11 protein-coding genes and 1 tRNA gene are annotated in these 17,950 nt (G+C 68.5%); 10 read left to right on the top strand and 2 right to left on the bottom strand.

Annotated features, from left to right (window positions below; genetic code table 11):
- Window positions 1-68: 68 nt before the first annotated feature.
- Window positions 69-236: a DUF5703 family protein gene (locus AW272_RS45080; protein WP_439649040.1), complete on the bottom strand. Its 168-nt coding sequence runs from the start codon at window positions 234-236 to the stop codon at window positions 69-71.
- A 211-nt stretch (window positions 237-447) separates the two neighbouring features.
- Between AW272_RS45080 and topA the strand changes: the two genes are divergently transcribed.
- The 9 genes from topA to AW272_RS18710 all read left to right on the top strand — a co-directional run bounded on the left by topA (window position 448) and on the right by AW272_RS18710 (window position 12,539).
- A complete protein-coding gene (topA, locus tag AW272_RS18750) occupies window positions 448-3,183 on the top strand; it encodes a type I DNA topoisomerase (RefSeq protein ID WP_066366672.1) in 2,736 nt (911 codons plus the stop codon).
- Window positions 3,184-3,325: 142 nt separating this feature from the next.
- Entirely contained in the window at window positions 3,326-4,552 is a 1,227-nt protein-coding gene (locus AW272_RS18745; RefSeq protein WP_066366670.1) for a metallophosphoesterase, read from the top strand.
- A gap of 160 nt (window positions 4,553-4,712) precedes the next feature.
- Window positions 4,713-6,743, top strand: a complete 2,031-nt coding sequence (gene tmk / locus AW272_RS18740; protein WP_066366667.1) for a dTMP kinase — start codon at window positions 4,713-4,715, stop codon at window positions 6,741-6,743.
- Window positions 6,744-6,752: 9 nt separating this feature from the next.
- The gene (locus AW272_RS18735; RefSeq protein WP_066366664.1) at window positions 6,753-7,934 is read left to right on the top strand and encodes a DNA polymerase III subunit delta'; all 1,182 of its coding nucleotides are present in this window, start codon (window positions 6,753-6,755) and stop codon (window positions 7,932-7,934) included.
- Window positions 7,935-8,171: 237 nt separating this feature from the next.
- Window positions 8,172-8,699, top strand: coding sequence for a SigE family RNA polymerase sigma factor (locus AW272_RS18730; RefSeq protein WP_066366662.1), 528 nt, complete (start codon window positions 8,172-8,174; stop codon window positions 8,697-8,699).
- Entirely contained in the window at window positions 8,696-10,078 is a 1,383-nt protein-coding gene (locus tag AW272_RS18725) for a TolB-like translocation protein (RefSeq protein ID WP_066366659.1), read from the top strand. Before AW272_RS18730 ends, AW272_RS18725 begins: the two co-directional genes overlap by 4 nt.
- A 65-nt stretch (window positions 10,079-10,143) precedes the next feature.
- Window positions 10,144-10,959: a PSP1 domain-containing protein gene (locus AW272_RS18720; RefSeq protein WP_245657625.1), complete on the top strand. Its 816-nt coding sequence runs from the start codon at window positions 10,144-10,146 to the stop codon at window positions 10,957-10,959.
- Window positions 10,956-12,404, top strand: coding sequence for an alpha/beta hydrolase (locus tag AW272_RS18715; protein ID WP_245657617.1), 1,449 nt, complete (start codon window positions 10,956-10,958; stop codon window positions 12,402-12,404). The genes AW272_RS18720 and AW272_RS18715 overlap by 4 nt, the downstream gene beginning before the upstream one ends.
- Window positions 12,405-12,462: 58 nt before the next feature.
- Window positions 12,463-12,539: transfer RNA gene (locus AW272_RS18710), tRNA-Thr, on the top strand.
- Between the two features lie 248 nt (window positions 12,540-12,787).
- Here the strand turns inward: AW272_RS18710 and AW272_RS18705 are convergent.
- The gene (locus tag AW272_RS18705) at window positions 12,788-17,377 is read right to left on the bottom strand and encodes a ThuA domain-containing protein (RefSeq protein ID WP_066366657.1); all 4,590 of its coding nucleotides are present in this window, start codon (window positions 17,375-17,377) and stop codon (window positions 12,788-12,790) included.
- A 410-nt stretch (window positions 17,378-17,787) separates the two neighbouring features.
- Here AW272_RS18705 and AW272_RS46025 point away from each other — a divergent pair, with 410 nt between their 5' ends.
- Window positions 17,788-17,940: a helix-turn-helix domain-containing protein gene (locus tag AW272_RS46025; RefSeq protein ID WP_083958439.1), complete on the top strand. Its 153-nt coding sequence runs from the start codon at window positions 17,788-17,790 to the stop codon at window positions 17,938-17,940.
- Window positions 17,941-17,950: the final 10 nt, after the last annotated feature.

Raw genomic sequence — 17,950 nt, 5'->3', positions numbered from 1 at the left:
TCCCGCTGGGGGAGGCGGGAAAGCTTTGCCCGTCTCGGGGGCGCGGCCCGGGGCGGGCAAAGCCATGTTTACAGAGTGCTGACGACGCGTATGATCTTCCGTCGCAGCCAGACCCTCCGGCTGCCGTCGGAATAGAGACGCAGGCGATCGAGTTCCCAGTGGCCGTACTCGGCATGCTCTGTCAGAAGTCGACGGGCCGCTTCACGCGATGTTCCGCGTGGAAGGAACAGCTCCATGTAGGAGTAGTCGAGCACAGCGATTAGTCTCCCGTTGGGGACGGTGGAGTCCGATGGGCTCTATTGTGCGTCCTCGTGGGATAACGGGTCCAGGTGGTTACAGACCGGGGCCCACCCGGGTAGCCCGAGGGGGAGGGCCGCTCGTGACGGGTTACCGTGAAAAGGCCCACACCGACGGGGATAAGCAGCGAACAGCGAGGTAGGTAGCAGCGTGCCAGCGAACAACGGCAACGCCGGCGGAACCCGCCTGGTGATCGTCGAGTCGCCCGCTAAGGCGAAGACGATCGCCGGGTACCTCGGGCGCGGTTACGTCGTCGAGTCCAGCATCGGCCACATCCGCGACCTCCCGGGGAAGGGTGACACCATCCCGGAGGAGTACGCGAGCCAGGCCTGGGCCAAGCTCGGCGTGAACGTCGACGACGATTTCGAGCCGCTCTACATCGTCAACAGCGACAAGAAGTCGCAGGTCTCGAAGCTGAAGCAGCTTCTGAAAGAGGCCGACGAACTCTATCTCGCGACGGACGAGGACCGCGAGGGCGAGGCCATCGCGTGGCACCTGCGCGAGGTTCTGAAGCCGAAGGTGCCCGTCCACCGCATGGTGTTCCACGAGATCACCCCGCAGGCGATCCGCGACGCCGTCGCCAATCCGCGAGACCTCAACCTGCGTCTCGTCGACGCGCAGGAGACCCGGCGCATCCTCGACCGTCTCTACGGTTTCGAGGTCAGCCCGGTTCTCTGGAAGAAGGTCAAGCAGGGGCTGTCGGCCGGTCGCGTCCAGTCGGTCGCGACGCGTCTGGTGGTCGAGCGGGAGCGGGAGCGCATCGCGTTCACGAGTGCCTCCTACTGGGATCTTTCAGCCGCTTTCGACACCGGGCTGGACAGTGACGATCCCAGCCGGTTCGGCGCGACTTTGCTGTCCGTCGCGGGCAAGCGGGTCGCCCAGGGCCGAGACTTCGGCTCTGATGGCCTTCTGACCAGGCAGGATGTGCTTCACCTCGACCAGGCGGCGGCTACCGCGCTGGCCGGTCGGCTCGATGGGGCTTCTTATTCCGTACGGTCGGTCGAGCGCAGGCCGTACACGAGAAAGCCCTATGCGCCGTTCCGGACGACGACCCTCCAGCAGGAGGCGAGCCGCAAGCTGGGGTATTCGGCGAAGTTCACCATGCAGGTGGCCCAGAAGCTCTACGAGAACGGGTTCATCACCTACATGCGTACCGACAGCATCACGCTGTCGGGGACGGCCGTGGCCGCGGCGCGCAGCCAGGCGATCAAGCTCTACGGCGCGGCCTACGTGCCCGACAAGCCGAGGGCCTACACGAGCAAGGTCAAGAACGCTCAGGAGGCCCACGAGGCGATCCGCCCGTCGGGTGAGGAGTTCCGCACTCCGGGCGAGACCGGGCTGTCCGGTGACATGTTCCGCCTCTACGAGCTCATCTGGCAGCGGACCGTCGCCTCCCAGATGAAAGACGCCGAGGGCGAGTCGGTCTCGGTCAAGGTGCTGGCCGACCGCGAGCAGGCCGAGTTCAGCGCCACCGGCCGGACGATCACCTTCTACGGCTTCCTGAAGGCCTACGTCGAAGGCGCCGACGACCCGACGACCGACCGCGACGACTCCGAGAAGCGGCTGCCCAACCTCGCCGAGGGCCAGGCGGTCAACCTTCTCGAGCTCGCCCCGGCGGGGCACGCGACCAAGTCGCCCGCCCGCTACACCGAGGCGTCGCTGGTCAAGGAGCTGGAAGACCGCGAGATCGGGCGACCGTCGACCTACGCGTCGATCATCGGGACGATTTTGGAACGCGGCTACGTGTTCAAGAAGGGCACCGCGCTGGTGCCGTCGTTCCTGGCGTTCGCCGTGGTCAACCTGCTGGAGCAGCACTTCGGCAACCTGGTCGACTACGACTTCACGGCCGAGATGGAGAAGGTCCTCGACGACATCGCCAACGACCGCGCGGAGCGGGTGCCGGAGCTGCGGCGCTTCTACTTCGGCGACGGCGGCGACGGCGAAGAGGGCCTGAAGGACCTGGTCAGCGACCTGGGCAACATCGACGCCAAGGAGATCAGCTCGTTCCCGATCAAGGGAACCGACATCGTCATCCGCGTCGGCCGCTACGGCACCTACCTCGACCGCGAAGGTTCGAAGGTCAACGTGCCCAGCGACGTCACGCCCGACGAGCTGACGGCCGAGAAGGCCGAAGAGATGTTCGCCCAGCCGTCCAGCGCCCGTGAGCTGGGCCTCGACCCGTCGACCGGGCACACGATCTGGGTACGCAACGGGCCTTACGGCCACTATGTGACCGAGGTCTTCCCGGAGGAGCCGCCGGCCGCCGACGCCCCGAAGAAGCGGACGAAGAAGGCCGATCAGCCGAAGCCGCGCATCAGCTCGCTGTTCAAGACGATGGACCCCGAGGAGATCACCCTCGACGACGGGTTGCGGCTGCTGACGATCCCCCGCGTGGTCGGGGTGATCGACGGCGAGGAGGTCGTCGCGCACAACGGCAAGTTCGGCCCCTACATCAAGAAGGGCACCGACTCCCGGTCGCTGACGACCGAGGAGGAACTGCTCACGATCACGGTCGAGCAGGCCGGGGAAGTCTTCGCGCAGCCGAAGCAGCGGGGCCGCAGGGCCGCCGCCGCGCCGCTGCGTGAGCTGGGCGACGACCCCGTGTCCAAGAAGCCGGTCGTGGTGAAGGAGGGCCGCTTCGGGCCCTACGTGACCGATGGCGAGTCGAACGCGTCGCTGCGCAAGGGCGACACGGTCGAGGAGATCACCATCGAGCGCGCGGCCGAGCTGCTCGCCGAGCGGCGGGAGAAGGCCCCGGTCAAGAAGGCGCCCGCCAAGAAGGCTCCGGCGAAGAAGACCACCGCCACCGCCGCGAAGGCCAAAACCGCCGCGGCGAAGTCGACCACGGCGAAGCCGACGGCTCGGGCGAACACGAAGGCGAAGTAACCGTTTTACAGCTTGTCAGCCTGCGCGGTCCGCCGCGCAGGCTGAGTTGTCCACAGGCGTCAGGTTGTCCACAGGCGGCCTCCCCGGTCGCGCCGCACGAGGTTTTTACTCGTAGCATGAGCGCGGTCGACAGGGGGTAACCGTGGGTTTTTTCGTCGTTGTGTTCGGCGTCGTCTTCGCCGTCCACTTCTACCTCTATCGGCGGCTGGTCCGGCAGACCACCCGGCCGGGGTGGGTGCGGCGGGCCCTGACCGGTGTTCTGGTGCTGATGCTCGCGCTGCTGCTGGTGGCGCTGGTGGGCAGCCGCATGTCCTCGTCGTGGATCGTCCACGTGCTGGCCTGGCCGGGGTTCATCTGGGTCGCGGTCATGTTCTATCTGACGCTGATGTGCCTCGCGCTGGAGATTCCCCGGCTGATCCTCAGCCGCGTCTTCAGGGGCGATCCGGTCAAGGTGGCGCCGCCGCCCAAGGTCATCCCGGCGACGGTGGGGTCGACGTTCGGGCCGAAGCGGATCGAGATCCAGCTCGAAGACGTCGTCGAGCCGCCCAAACGGCCCGACCGGCGCCTGTTCATCAACCGCACGGCCGCCGTCGTCGCCGGAGTCGGCGCGAGCACGATCGTCGGGTTCGGCATGGAGTCGGCGCTGGGCGATCCGGTGATCGAGAAGGTGCGGATCACCCTGCCGAAATTCAACGGCAGCCTGCGCATCGCCCTGGTCAGCGACATCCACCTCGGCCCGCTGACGAACATCGGCCACACCGAGCGCATCGTCGAGCAGATCAACAAGATCGACGCCGAGCTCGTCGCCATCGTCGGTGACCTGGTCGACGGATCGGTCGCCGAACTCGGCCACCTGGCCGCCCCGCTCCAGCACATCCGGCGCCCGGCCTACTTCGTGACCGGAAACCACGAGTACTACCTCGCGGGCGGCCCGCAGGAGTGGATCGACACCCTCGGCGGTTACGGCATCCGGACCCTCGCCAACGAGCGCGTGACGATCGCCCACCCAGGCGGTGAGATCACGCTGGCCGGTGTCAACGACGTCACAGGCGACACCCTGCGCGACGGCCCTGACCTGGAACTCGCCCTCCACGGCCGCTCCCGGGAGGCCTCGACGATCCTGCTGGCCCACCAGCCGGTGATCGGCCTGGAGGCGGCGAGGGCCGGAGTCGATCTCCAGCTCTCCGGCCACACCCACGGCGGCCAGATGGTGCCGTTCGACCGGATCGTGCCGCTCCAGCAGCCGGTGGTACGGGGGCTCGGCAAGATCGACGACATGCAGATCTACGTCACCAGAGGCGCCGGTTTCTGGGGGCCGCCGGTCCGGGTCGGGGCGCCGCCCGAGATCACCGTGATCGAGCTGACGTGACGACCGGGCGATGGGTTGGCGCTCCCGCCCAAGTCGGAGGGAACGCGCATGAGTACTGCGGCGATACCAGGTTCGTAATACCCTCAGGCGATGAGCAGCCGGGGCAAAACCGGCCTGTTCCACCCCCCACCCGCTGCGAGCACCTGGATACGCTAAAACCATGAGCACCCCCGGTCGGGCCCGAAAGCCGTCCCATGTGCTGACCATCGCTCCGTTCCGCCGTTTGTGGACCGCGATGTCAGTGGGCGGGCTGGGTGACTGGCTCGCCCTGATCACGCTGACCGCCCTGGCCGGGACGATCACCCAGGGGGACGGCTATCCGGCGCAGAGCCTGGCCGTCGGCGGGGTCTTCCTCGCCAAGCTGCTCCCGGCCGTGCTGCTGGGGCCGCTGGCCGGGCTGCTGGTCTCCAAGGTCGACTGGCGGCTGGCCATGGCCGCGGCCGACGCGGTGCGCTTCGTGGTGGTCCTGCTCGCGCTGGTCATCGGCGGCTACCAGTGGCTCATCCTGGCGATGTTCCTGATCGAGTGCGCGTCCCTGGTGTGGAACGCGGGTCGTGACGCCGCGGTCTCCGGGCTGGTCCCGGCCGAGCGGCGGGCCGACGCCGACCGGGTGGGCCTGCTGGCCTGGTACGCCATGGCGCCCCTCGCCGCCTTCCTGTTCGCCCTGATGGCGGGCCTGGTCAACGTTCTGACGGCGGTCATCTCGGGGTTCGAGGTCGGAGCCGGGAAGATCATGATCGTGGTGACCGGGATCAGCTACCTCGCGACCGCGGCGCTGGTGTTCACCCTCGATCTGCGTCACGCGGGCGGCGCGCCCAAGCCGTCGGTCCTCGCCCAGCTCGCCGACGGATGGCGGCTCGCCACCGCCAACAAGGCCGTCAAGCGGTTCTACATCGGCATGATCGGCGTGTTCGCGGCGGTCTCCGTCGTGGTGGCGGTCGGACGCGCCTATGTCGCGGTTCTCGGCGCCGGCGACGCCGGATACGCCTCGCTGTTCTGCGCCGTGTTCGTCGGCGCGGCCGTGGGGGCCTACTTCGGGCTGCGGTGGCTCAAGGAGCTTTCCCGCACCAGGTTCTTCGGGCTCTCGATCATCCTGACCGGGTTCACGCTGGCCGCCGCCGGGCTGATCCACAACCTGGTGATCCTGGTCGTGCTGACCCTCGTCGCCGGGGTGTTCGCCGGGATCGCCTGGATCATCGGCTTCACCATGATCGAGGCCGAGGCCGAGGGCAAGCCGCCGGTCGACTTCCTCCACTCCGTCACCCGGGTCGTGTTCCTGGGCGTGGTCGCGGTGGCGGCGCTGGTGGGCGGGTTCTTCGGCGTCCACGACCTGACGATCAACGTGCTGACCTACCGGTTCGACGGGGCAAACCTGGTGCTGCTCGCCGGGGCCGTGCTGGCCGTGGCGATCGGCGTCGTCTCGCTGCGGCGGCTCGACGACCGTCCTGAGGTGCCGCTCCGGGTCGACCTGGTGGCGGCGTTGCGCGGCGAGCCGTTCGGGGCCGAGCCCCCGCAAGAGGTCCCGGGCATGTTCATCGCCTTCGAGGGCGGTGAGGGGTCCGGGAAGACCACCCAGTCGCGGCTGCTCGCGATCTGGCTGCGTGACCAGGGGTTCGACGTCGTCCAGACCCGGGAGCCCGGGTCGACCAAGGTCGGCATGCGGCTGCGGGCCATCCTGCTCGACTCCGCCCATCAGGGGCTGTCGGCCCACGCCGAGACGCTGCTCTACGCCGCCGACCGGGCCGAGCACGTCGAGAAGGTCATCCGGCCGGCGCTCGACCGCGGGTCGATGGTCGTCTGTGACCGCTACGTCGACTCGTCGCTGGCCTACCAGGGCGCCGGGCGCGTCCTCGGGGCCGACGAGGTCGCCCAGATCAACGGGTGGGCCACCGGCGGGCTGGTGCCCCATCTGACCGTGCTGGTCGACGTCCCGCCGTCGGTGGGCCTGCGGCGGCACGCCCACCCGGCCGACCGCATCGAGTCGGAGCCGATCGACTTCCACGAGCGGGTCCGCAAGGAGTTCCGCGCGCTGGCCGCCCGCGACCCCGAGCGCTACTACGTCGTCGACGGCACGCTCACCCAGTCTGAGGTGTCCCGGTTGATCCAGGATCGGGTCCGCGAGGTGCTGCCCGACCCGGTGCCGCAGGAGACCGAGGCCAACACCGGAACGATGCCCGCGATCAGGGACTAGCCTTTCCGGGTGGACGTGTTCGATGACCTCGTCGGCCAGGAGCAGGCCGCGACGGTCCTGCGCCGGGCCGCCGCCGCTGCCGCCGAGGTGCTCGCCGGGGGCCGTGGCGCGGGCATGACCCACGCGTGGCTCTTCACCGGCCCGCCCGGTTCCGGCCGCTTCGACGCCGCCAAGGCCTTCGCCGCCGCGCTGCTCTGCCGTGACCAGGGGTGCGGTCACTGCGACGCGTGCCACCAGGTGATGGTCGGGTCGCATCCCGACCTGGAGTCGGTGCGGCCTCAGGGGCTCTCGTACGGCGTCAAGCAGACCCGCGAGCTCATTCTCCGGGCCGCCGGGCGGTCGACGATGGGTCGCTGGCGGGTGGTCCTGTTCGACGACGCCGACCGGGCGACCGAGCAGGCGGCCAACGCCCTGCTGAAGGCCATCGAGGAGCCCCCGCCCCGAACGGTCTGGCTGCTGTGCGCGCCGGCCATCGACGACATGATCATCACCATCCGGTCGCGCTGCCGGGTGGTGACCTTGGTGACGCCGTCCAGCCAGGCCGTCGCGCATGCTCTCGTGACGAGAGACAACGTGCCGCCGGGGGTGGCGGAGTCGATGGCTCGGGCCTCTCAGGGGGATCTGGCGCGGGCTCGACGGCTGGCGCTGGACGAGTCGGCGAGGGGGCGGCGCGAGGCCGTACTGACGATCCCCAAGAGCCTGACCAACGTCGGCGAGTGCATCACCGCGGCCGAGAAACTGGTGAAGACCGCCGACGAAGACGCCGAAGCGGCCACCACTCAGCTCAACGAGAGCGAGATCTCCCAGCTCCGGGCGATCTATGGCGAGGGCTCGACCGGGAAGGGCCTCAACCGAGGCCTGGTCAGGGGTGGCGCGGGCGCGCTGAAGGAACTGGAGACGGCGCAGAAGTCGCGGGCGACCAGGATCAAGCGCGAGTCGCTCGACACGGCGCTGCTCGACCTGATGGCGTTCTACCGCGACGTGCTGGCGGTGCAGTTCGGGTCACAGGTCGAACTGGCCAACGGCGACCGGCGAGCGGAACTCGAGGCCGCCGCGAAGGCATCGCGGCCCGAGGACACTCTGAAGCGCACCGCCGCGATCATGCGCTGCCGCGAGCGACTGGCGGCCAACGTGAACCCGCAGATCGCCGTCGAGGCGTTGACGCTGACCCTGTGGAAGCCCAACGGCTGACCTGGGAGTCGTCGATCAGGGCGCGGAGGTCGCTGACGCGGGCCTGCCGGGTGACGTAGGCGGATAGAGCTGCTCGATGCGGCTGCCGATGGAGTCCCGCGAAGGGATGTCGTCTTCACCCCACTACAGACGCAGCCATCAGCCCGATGGTCACATCCGAATCGGCACCCCGGGCCTGCTCTGGACATTCGTGGCCGGAGGCGAGCAACCTCGGGGTGTTCTGTACGTCTCTGAAGCATGCAGGCCGAAACGGTGGACATCGCCCTCTCCTCCGGTGATCGAGATGAAGCGATCAGCCGGCTCTATGAGGAGCATGCGCTCGGGCTGACCAGGCTCGCCCTGATGATGGTCGGCGACCGGGAGAGCGCGGAGGACGCCGTCCAGGATGCGTTTCTCGGGCTACATCGCCGGTGGCGGCTGCTTCGTGATCCGGCGGCCGCGCTGCCCTATCTGCGTAGCTCGGTGTTGAACAACGCGCGCAGCGTGCTGCGGCGAAGACGGCTGCCGTCGTGGTTCGCGGGGGCCTACGACCCACCCGTCTGGTCGGCCGAGTCGGCCGCGTTACTCGGCGCGGAACGCCGGGAGGTCCTGGACGGCCTGCACCGGCTGCCGCAGCGGCAGCGGGAGGCGCTCGTGCTGCGGTATTACGCCGAGCTGTCGGAGGAGGAGACCGCCCAGGCGATGGGGGTCAGCAGGGGGACCGTCAAATCCACGACCTCCCGGGCGCTGGACGCGCTGGGGCGCATCCTTGGAGAGAACGCATGAACGACGTCATTTCCCGCCTGAAGGACGCGACGACCGCCGCCGGCGAGACGATCTCCGACGTGCCCGAGCTTCGCCTGGAGAGGGCTCAGAGGGGGTTTCTGGTGCCGGTGGCGGCGGCCCTGGCGGTCGGGCTGGCGATCGCCGGGAGCGTGGTCATGACGCGGGGGGCGCTGGACCAGACGGTGGCGACGAATATGGCGCCCCGGTTCTTCGTCGAGGCGCGGGACCAGGTGGCGGTGAACATCCGCAGTGTCACCGACGGCGCCGCCGTCGACCGGCTCGATGCGACCGGCGGATGGTTGTACAACCAGGTCCAGGCCGCGCCGGACAATCAGACCTTCTACGCCACCATGAGCGGGGCCGGATCCTGCTCCGGCAAGATTGTCCAATTCGCTTTGGACAATGACGGGCGGGCCGGACCGCTCACCGAGCTGCCGGTTCGGCCGCCGAGCGGCAACAGGTTCAGCGCTTTCACCGTGAGCGGCGACGGGACGAAAGTGGTCTTCGGGGCGGTCCCGTGCGCGGCCGGCGGCAACGGCACCATCGTGGTCGCCGACGCCGAGTCGGGGGCTGCCCAGACGCTGTCGGTCGGACCTTCGGCGGGGTTCACGTCGATCTCCGCGAATGAGGACGGGTCGAAGATCGCGTACATGCCCCTGTCGATGGGGGACGTCACGGTGCACATCTCGGAGCCGGCTGTCGAGCTCTCACCGGGCAGTCCGTCCGGTGATGTCGTGGTCATACCGCCACCTACTGTCGTCCCGTCTTCGGCGGTGTCAGGAAATATGGCGACGATCGCCCCGCCCCTGACAGGACCGGGTGGGCCCATTGCCACCACGAGCTCGGGTGCGGTGAATGTCGCACCAGCTGATCTCGTCCCGTCGCAGGCCGGAGACGGCACGCTGGCGAGTATCAGTTCCTGCCGCTTCTACGCGCCGGTGGCGGACCGCCAGATCCTGCCCGGACAGACGTGGACGCTCGACTGTCCCGACGCCTCCGAGGTGTACGTGATCGACGCCGCCCAGCCCGGTGCCGCGCCCCGGCAGGTGGAGCTGGCGGCCACCCTCGGCGGGACGAAGGGCGAGGTCTACGGGGTGCGGATGTCCGCCGACGGCACCCGGCTGATCGCTGGAGTGGGCACCGGCACGGCTGATCTGGACAATGCCCAGGCCGCGATCATGGCGTTCGACGCGAGTAGCGGCGCGCCTGCCGGGATTCTCTACCAGGGCCGCCCCTGGCTCCGGCTGCTCGACCTGGCCGCGGGAGACACCCGGATGCTCGTCCAGAGCCAGCTGGAGATCGGGGTGGTGTCCGAGAATGCGTACAGAAAGGTGTTGGACATTCCCGGCCGGGTCATGGACGGAGTGGTTGCCTGGTAAGGAGGGCGCGTAGGGTGGCGTGAGGCGTAACCATACGAGGAGGCCTGGCTCCCTTGGGCATGATGATGGCCGTGAGTTTCACCCGATACGGGCGGTTGTACTACCTGGATCCGGGTGGCCACTCCCCAAAGGTGGGCGAAAGGGTCCTCGTGCCGACGGATGCCGGTTTCGAGGTCGCCGAGACCATCTGGGCTCCCCAGTGGGTGTCCGACGAGGTCGAGGGGCTGCCCGTCTGCGGCGGCCTGGCCGGTGAGGAACACCTCACGCGCGACGAGTCCAACAAGCGCCGCCGCGCCGAGGCCCGCAGCGTGTCCAAGCGTCTGATCAAGCGCCACGAGCTGCCGATGAAGGTGGTCGGAATCGATTTCATCGACGCCGACAACGTCTACACGGTCTACTTCTCCGCCCCTCACCGGGTCGACTTCCGCGCGCTGGTCCGCGACCTCGCCCGCAACCTGCGGGCCCGCGTCGAACTGCGCCAGATCGGGCCGCGCGACGAGGCCCGGCTGCAGGGCGGGATCGGGCCGTGCGGGCGCGATCTGTGCTGCGCGACCTTCTTGAAGGACTTCGAACCCGTTTCTGTACGTATGGCGAAAGACCAGGATCTTCCCGTCAACCCGCTGCGGATCGCCGGGGCGTGCGGGCGGTTGATGTGCTGCCTGAAGTTCGAGCACCCGCTCTACCAGGAGTTCCGCGCCGGGGCGCCCCGGGTGGGGCTGGCCGTGGACACCCCGGAGGGCGCCGGAGTGGTCGTCGGGCACAACGTGCCGTCCGATTCGGTGATCGTGCGGCTCAACGACGGCGGGCGGCGGTGCGCGTGCTCCAAGGCGAGTGTGTGCGGGCCGCGGAAGGCGTACGAAGAAACCTACGAATCGTCGTGAGGCGCCTGCTGCTGGCGTTAGCCCTGGTGGCGACCGCGTGTTCGGCGCCGGCGGCACCGCCCACCTCGTCGTCCGCCCAAGATAAGGCGCTGTCGTGGACGCCGTGCCATGAGGGCCTGGAGTGCGCTTCGCTGACCGTACCGCTGGATTACGACCAGCCCGGCGGCCAGAAGATCAAGATCTCCGTCGCCAAGCGGCCTGCCACCGGGGAGCCGATCGGGTCACTGCTGATCAATCCTGGTGGGCCTGGAGGGTCGGGCATTGAATACGTCCAGGATTCTCCTGTTTCTGAGACGCTGCTCGAACGGTTCGACCTGATTGGATTCGACCCCCGAGGGGTGGGGGAGTCCACCCCGATACGGTGTCTGTCCGAGCCTGACCTCGATTCCTACCTGTCGCTGGACATGACGCCGGACACCCCGGAAGAGAAGGCGGCGATCGTCGCCGGGGCCAAGGAGTTCGCCGCCGGGTGTGAGAAGAACGCCGGCTCGCTGCTCGCTCACGTGGGGACCGCCGACGCGGCCCGGGACATGGACGTCTTGCGCGAGGCCCTCGGCGACTCGAAGCTGACGTACCTGGGGAAGTCCTACGGGACCTACCTCGGGGCGGTTTATGCGCAGCTGTTCCCCGATCGGGTGCGAGCACTTGTCCTGGACGGGGCGGTCGATCCCCGGGTTTCCGCACTGGATCTGAACGAGGTGCAGGCCAAGGGCTTCGAGGTCGCGATGCGAGCCTTCGTCGAAGACTGCTTCACAGTCGCGGACTGTCCGTTCTCATCGCGGAACGTCGAGGGGGCGCTGGACGAGATCTCCCGCCTGTTGCAGCGATCTGACCTGCTGCCGCTGCGGAACCAGGCCGACTCCCGGGTGATCAACGACACGTGGGCCGCTTTCGGGGTGATCACCCCGCTGTATGACAAGGGCGCCTGGGAGGTGCTCCGGGGGGCACTTCGGGACGCTTTCGCCGGAGATGGCAGCCAGCTGCTGCGGATGGCGGATGTGCTGCTGGGACGGCGGATGGACGGCTCGTGGAGCAACCAGACAGAGGCCAACAAGGCGGTCAACTGCCTTGATCACGCCTTTCCCACTGATGTGGCCGCCTATGAGGCCGCGGCTCGGGGGGCGGCTGAGGTGGCGCCGCGGTTCGGGGCTTTTGTGATGTGGGACAGCTTGGCCTGTGCTTACTGGCCTGCCCGGTCATCTGAGGCTGATTTGCGGATCACGGCGGCCGGGGCGGCGCCGATTCTGGTGGTGGGGACCACCCGGGATCCGGCTACGCCTTATGAGTGGGCTGAGGGGTTGGCTGCCCAGTTGGAGTCCGGGGTGCTGCTGTCGTATGACGGGGACGGGCATACGGCGTACGGGACCGGGTCTCCGTGTGTGGACAAGGCTGTGGACGCCTACCTGGTGGATTTGGCGGTTCCGGCTGAGGGGACTCGGTGTTGATCGTGGGCGCGGAGTAGGGGGCGGAGGCTGTACAGTAGGGCGTGCCGCTTGTCGGCATGCCGCCTTAGCTCAGTCGGCCAGAGCGACGCACTCGTAATGCGTAGGTCTGGGGTTCGATTCCCCAAGGCGGCTCCACTCTTGACCAGGGCGTTTCCCTCCGGGGAGGCGCCCTGTGATCGTTTCCAGTTGCAGTTCCAGTTACCTCATCATGCTCAAGCCACGAACCCCCAAGTCAACCCTGGCAGCTGAGGTTCCCGCACCCCGCAAGCTGCTCCAACCGGCTCCCACTCCAACCGCCGCCGACACGCGCGGTCCAATTGAGCTCTAAGGAACAGTCGACTCCGGAGGGGACGGACAGCGTCCCCTCCGGAGGTCCGGGCGACTTACGAGGCGTAGACCTCGAACTCCGAGACCTGCCCTGCGGGCCAGCCGGTGTTCGCGGTGATGGTCAGGCGCAGGTAGCGCCTGCTGGTGGCGGGGAACGTGATGGTGGCCGTGTTCCCGGTGGCCGGGTTGAAGGTGTACGCCGCCGAACCGACGACGTTGGTGAAGGTGGTTCCGTCTGTGCTGCCGAGGACGGTGAGCGTCTGGGTGCGGGTGGCCCAGGCGGTGGCCGGGGGCAGCTTGAGGACGATGCGACCGACGCTGACCGAGGAGCCGAGGTCGACGGTGATCGACTGCGCAAAGGCGTTGTTGACCGACTCCCAGTAGGTGTCGGCGTTGCCGTCCACGGCGTTACCGGACGCGTATGTCTGCGCGTGGCTGGTTTCGGTGGTCGGCCGGCCCTGCGCCAGGTTGCTGACCGGAACGGCGGCGCCGATGCCGCTGAGAGCGACGGTCAGCGGGCTGTTCGGGTCATTGCTGGCGACGCTCAGGGTGCCCGTGCGGGTGCCCGTCGCGGTCGGGGTGAAGGTGACGTTGACCGTGCAGGACGCGCCGGCGGCCAGCGAGGCGCCGCAGGTCTTGGTCTGCGCGAAGTCACCGGTGTTGGTGACCGTGCCCAGCGTCGCCGGCCCCGTGCCGGTGTTGGTGACCGTGACGGCCTGCGCAGGGCTGGTGCTGCCGACAGTCCTTGAGGCGAACGACAGGGTGGCCGGGGATGCCGTCAGGTTCACGGTCGGCGGCTGGTCACCACCGCCCGGGAAGACCTGGAACTCCGCGATCTGCGCCGCGGACCAGCCGGTGTTGGCGGTGATGTTCAGCCGGACGTACCGCGCGCCCGTGGTGGTCAGCGGGATCGTGACGGAGTTTCCCGTCGCGGGGTTGAAGGTGTAGGGGGCGGACGGCTTGAGTGTGGTCCACGTCGTGCCGTCGGTGCTGCCCTGGACCGACAGGGTCTGGGTCCGGGTCGCCCATGCCGCGGGCGGCGGCAGCTTCAGCGTGATCGAGCCGATGTTCTGCGTGGAGCGCAGGTCGGCCTGCAGCCACTGCGGGAAGGCGTTGTTCGCAGACTCCCAGTAGGTGGCGGTGTTGTCGTCGTTGGCGTTGCTCTGCGGGTAGCCGCCGTTGGAGCTGCTGGCGGTCATCGCGGCGCCGAGGGCGAGGTTGGTGGTCGAGGTGACGCCGCTGCCGGACAGTGCCACCGACAGCGGGCCGTTCACGTCGTTGCTCGCCACGTTGAGCGTGCCCGTTCGGGTGCCCGTCGCGGTGGGGGTGAAGGTGACGTTGACCGTGCAGGACGCGCCGGCGGCCAGGGTGGCGCCGCAGGTGCTGGTCCGCGCGTAGTCACCGGTGACGGTGACGCCGCTCAGGGTCGCCGCGGCGCTGCCGGTGTTGGTGACGGTGACCGCCTGGGGCGGGCTGGTCGTGCCGGTGTTGCGCGACCCGAAGGACAGGCCGGCGGGGTTGGCGCTCAGGGTGACGCCGTTGACGCTCCTGCTGATGAAGTCGGTCCAGTTGACGTTGATCAGCGCGCCGTTGCCGGTGCTGCCCGTCGGCTTGCGGACGACGAAGTACAGCGGCCCGCTCGTCGTGGGCGGGTTGGTCAGCGTGACAGAGAAGTTCTGGTAGGTCTGCCAGCCGCCGGTACCGGTCACCGTGGCCGTGCCGACCAGCGGACCACCCACGGCGCCCGCCCGGATCTCGATCGTGCCTCCGGTCGAGCCCGAGGCCGCGCGGAAGGTCAGGCGCTCGATCGCCGACAGGTTGACCGGGTCGTGGCTCCAGTAGTCGCCGTCCTCGATGGAACTGATGTTGCTGAAGCCGCCCTGTGTGTCGGAGGTCGTCTCCACCCGCACACCGGGGTCGCCGGCGCCGGTGCCGTCGGGGGCGCGCCCGGTCGCCGTGAAGAACTCGGCCTGCTTGTGCTTGGGCTGCAGCAGCACCTGGGTTCTGGTGGTCAGCGGACCGGCGGATCCGGCGCCACCTTGGTCGGTGTAGCTGGCCTCCAGCACGTAGAAGACGTTGTCACCGTCGCTGTGCCCAGAGGACAGGGTGGTCTGGACGGTGCCCGAGCAGCCGGTGTACTGGTCGAGCGGGTGGCCGTGCGTGTCGTGCCCCAGGATGGCCTGGATCTTGACGTTCGCGCAGTTGACCGTGCCGTCTTCGGGGTCGGTGACCGTCACGGTGAAGTCGACCCGGTCGCCGAAGTTGAAGAAGCTGCCGTTGGGCGGCAGATTGATCGTCACAGTGGGCGCGGTGTTGCCGGCCACGATCGGCACGTTGGCGGTGGCGGTCGTGCCGCCCTGGTCCTTCACGGTCAGCACGGCGGTGAAGTTGCCCGCCGTGGTGTAGGTGCGAGTGGGGTTCGCCTCGGTGGAGTCGACGCTGCCGTTGCCGTCGAAGTCCCAGGCGTAGGTGAGCGGCGTCCCGTCGGGGTCGGCGGATCCGGCGCTGGAGAACTGCACGGTCAGCGGCACGGGGCCGTTGGTTCTGTTGGCCTTGGCCTGGGCGATCGGCGCCCGGTCGCCCTTCGTGTAGTCGATCCGGTAGATGCCGGAGTCGGCGTTGTTGCCGCCGAATCCCGAGCCCCAGTCGATGACGTACAGCGCCCCGTCAGGGCCGAACTTCATGTCCATCGGCTTCTTGAAGCTCATCGTGCCCAGCAAAGGGTTGATGTCGACCAGTTGCGAGCCGTCGGCGCTGAGCTGGAAGGAGTACAGGCGATTCTGGTTCCACTCACCGAAGACGGCCTTGCCGTCCCAATAGGCGGGCCACTTGCGGGCCGACACCAGCGCCGGGTCGTAGCGGTAGGCGGGCCCTGCCATGGGTGCGCCGCCGCCGCCGAGTTCGGGAAACGCGGGGTCGGCGGCGTAGTGGTAGTAGACCGTGGCGGCCTTGGCCGCGGGCAGGTCGGTCAGGCCGGTGTTGTTGGGCGAGTCGTTCTTCGGCGCCGCGCAGTTGAACGCCTGCTTCGAGGTGTTCGTCGCGAAGTCGAAGTCGATGTAGGGCCTGTTGTTGCCGACGCAGTACGGCCAGCCGTAGAACCCCGGGCCGTTGAGGATGTCCCACTCGACGGTGTTCTCCGGGCCGCGTGTGGCGCTGGCCTGGCCGGCGTCCGGGCCGTAGTTGGCGACCAGCAACTTGTGCGTCTTGGGGTCGATGCCGATCCGGAAGGGATTGCGGAGACCCATCGCGTAGATCTCCGGGCGGGTCTTCGGCGTGCCCGGCGGGAACATGTTGCCTGCGGGGACGGTGTAGGTGCCGTCCGGCTCGGGGTGGATGCGCAGGACCTTGCCGCGCAGGTCGTTGGAGTTGGCCGAGGTGCCCTGGGCGTCCCAGCTGGACCGTCCGGCGCGCTCGTCGATGGGGGTGTACCCGTCGGAGGCGAAGGGGTTGGTGTTGTCGCCGTTGGCGAGCCACAGGTCGCCGGTCGCCTTGTCGAACACCATGCCACCGCCGTGGTGGCAGCACTCCGCCCGCTGGACGGGCACCTCCAGCACGACCTTCTCGCTGGCGAGGTCGAGCGTCAGGTCTGCCCTGACGACGAAGCGCGACAGCCGGTCCACGGCATTGGACGGGGGCGAGTAGTACAGGTACATCCAGCGATTGGTGGCGAACGCCGGGTCGAGGGCCAGACCCAGCAGGCCGCTCTCGTTGGCGTTGAAGACGTTCAGATGTCCGGAGGCGACCACACCGCCGCCCGGCTTGACCGCCTTCACGTCACCGCTCAGGTCGATGTAGAAGACGGTGCCGTCGGCGGCGACGTCCAGCATCATCGGGTTGGAGGTGTTGTCGTCGACGGTGACCTTGGCGAACGACGAGTCCAGGCTCGCCGAGCAGTCGGCCGGCACCACGCCCGCGGCGGTCTGCAGGCCGCCGAGCAGCATCTTCAGAAAGTTGGGCTCGGCGAAGGACTCGTCGGAGTGGCCCAGCGCGGTGTACCACGAGCGGCCGCCGTCGTAGTTCTGGCACCAGCTGGTGGGGTGGTCGGCGCCCATCGTGCCGCCGCTGTAGCTGGTCTCGTCCAAGGAGGTCAGGACGTGGACCGCGCCACGCGGGTTGGTGCGGAAGTCGTACCACTCATCGGTGCGTGACCAGCGCGCGGGCAGCCCGGCGGTGGAGGGGTGCGCGGGGTCCTCGACCTTGACGGTGGCCTGCTGCGGCGCGGGGTGCTGCTTGAAGTAGGCGCCGACCAGCTTGCCGTACCAGGACCAGTCGTACTCGGTGTCGGAGGCCGCGTGCACGCCGGCGTACCCGCCGCCGCCCTTGATGTACTGCTCGAAGGCGGTCTGCTGGGTGGCGTTCAGCACGTCACCCGTGGTGGAAAGGAAGACCACGACCTGGTATTTGGCCAGGTTGGCCGCGGTGAAGGCGGCCGAGTCCTCGGTGGTGTCGACCGTGAAGCTCTGTTCCTGGCCGAGCTGCCTGATGGCGGCGATGCCCGCCGGGATGGAGGTGTGCCGGAAGCCGGCGGTCTTGGAGAAGACCAACGCGGCGAACGGCGGTCCGGCGGCGGCCTGCGCCGGACTCACCTGCGAGGGGATGAGGAGGGTGGAGACGAGCAGCAGCAGGGCGGTGAGAACTCTTCTCATGCCGCACCTCGCGCGCTGCGCGGGTGAACGTCCATGTGCATGTGCATGTCGACCTGACCTCACGACTCAGTCAGGCAAGGCGCGCGCCGCCACGCTGTTTGCCCGGGGTGGTGTACGAGGGTCGGAGTGTGCCGACTCCGTCGTGCCGTCGAACGGTTGTAGGGCGTGCCAGTAACAGCACATTTACGCGGCGGACGCTAGCCAATGCGGTTTTAACACGTTCATGCCAGGCGTGTATAGACACAAGATGACGCGAGGCCGTGCTTGAGCGTTTTTCGAAAAAGACCCGAGCTGTCGGTCGTGCCATTCGCGACAGCGGCCGCAGAATGGGGCCAGAGGCTCATCCATTCGTATGAATCTGGATCTCGGGCTGGTCGCCGACTTTCTGGTGCTGGTGCAGGAGAAGCACTATGGCCGGGCGGCTGCACATGTCCTCGTCGGCCCTGACGAAGCGTGTCCAGCGTCTCGAAGCGCAGGTCGGGGTCACCCTCGTCGCGCGGGGCCCGCAGGTGTGCTCGCCGTCACCGCGGCGGGCGGCGGTGGTCAGGGCCTTCCGCTCATGAGCTCGTTCAG

The sequence above is a fragment of the Herbidospora mongoliensis genome (assembly GCF_001570545.1).
GTDB classification, from domain to species: Bacteria; Actinomycetota; Actinomycetes; order Streptosporangiales; family Streptosporangiaceae; genus Herbidospora; species Herbidospora mongoliensis.
This window is presented reverse-complemented; position numbering and strand designations above follow the sequence as displayed.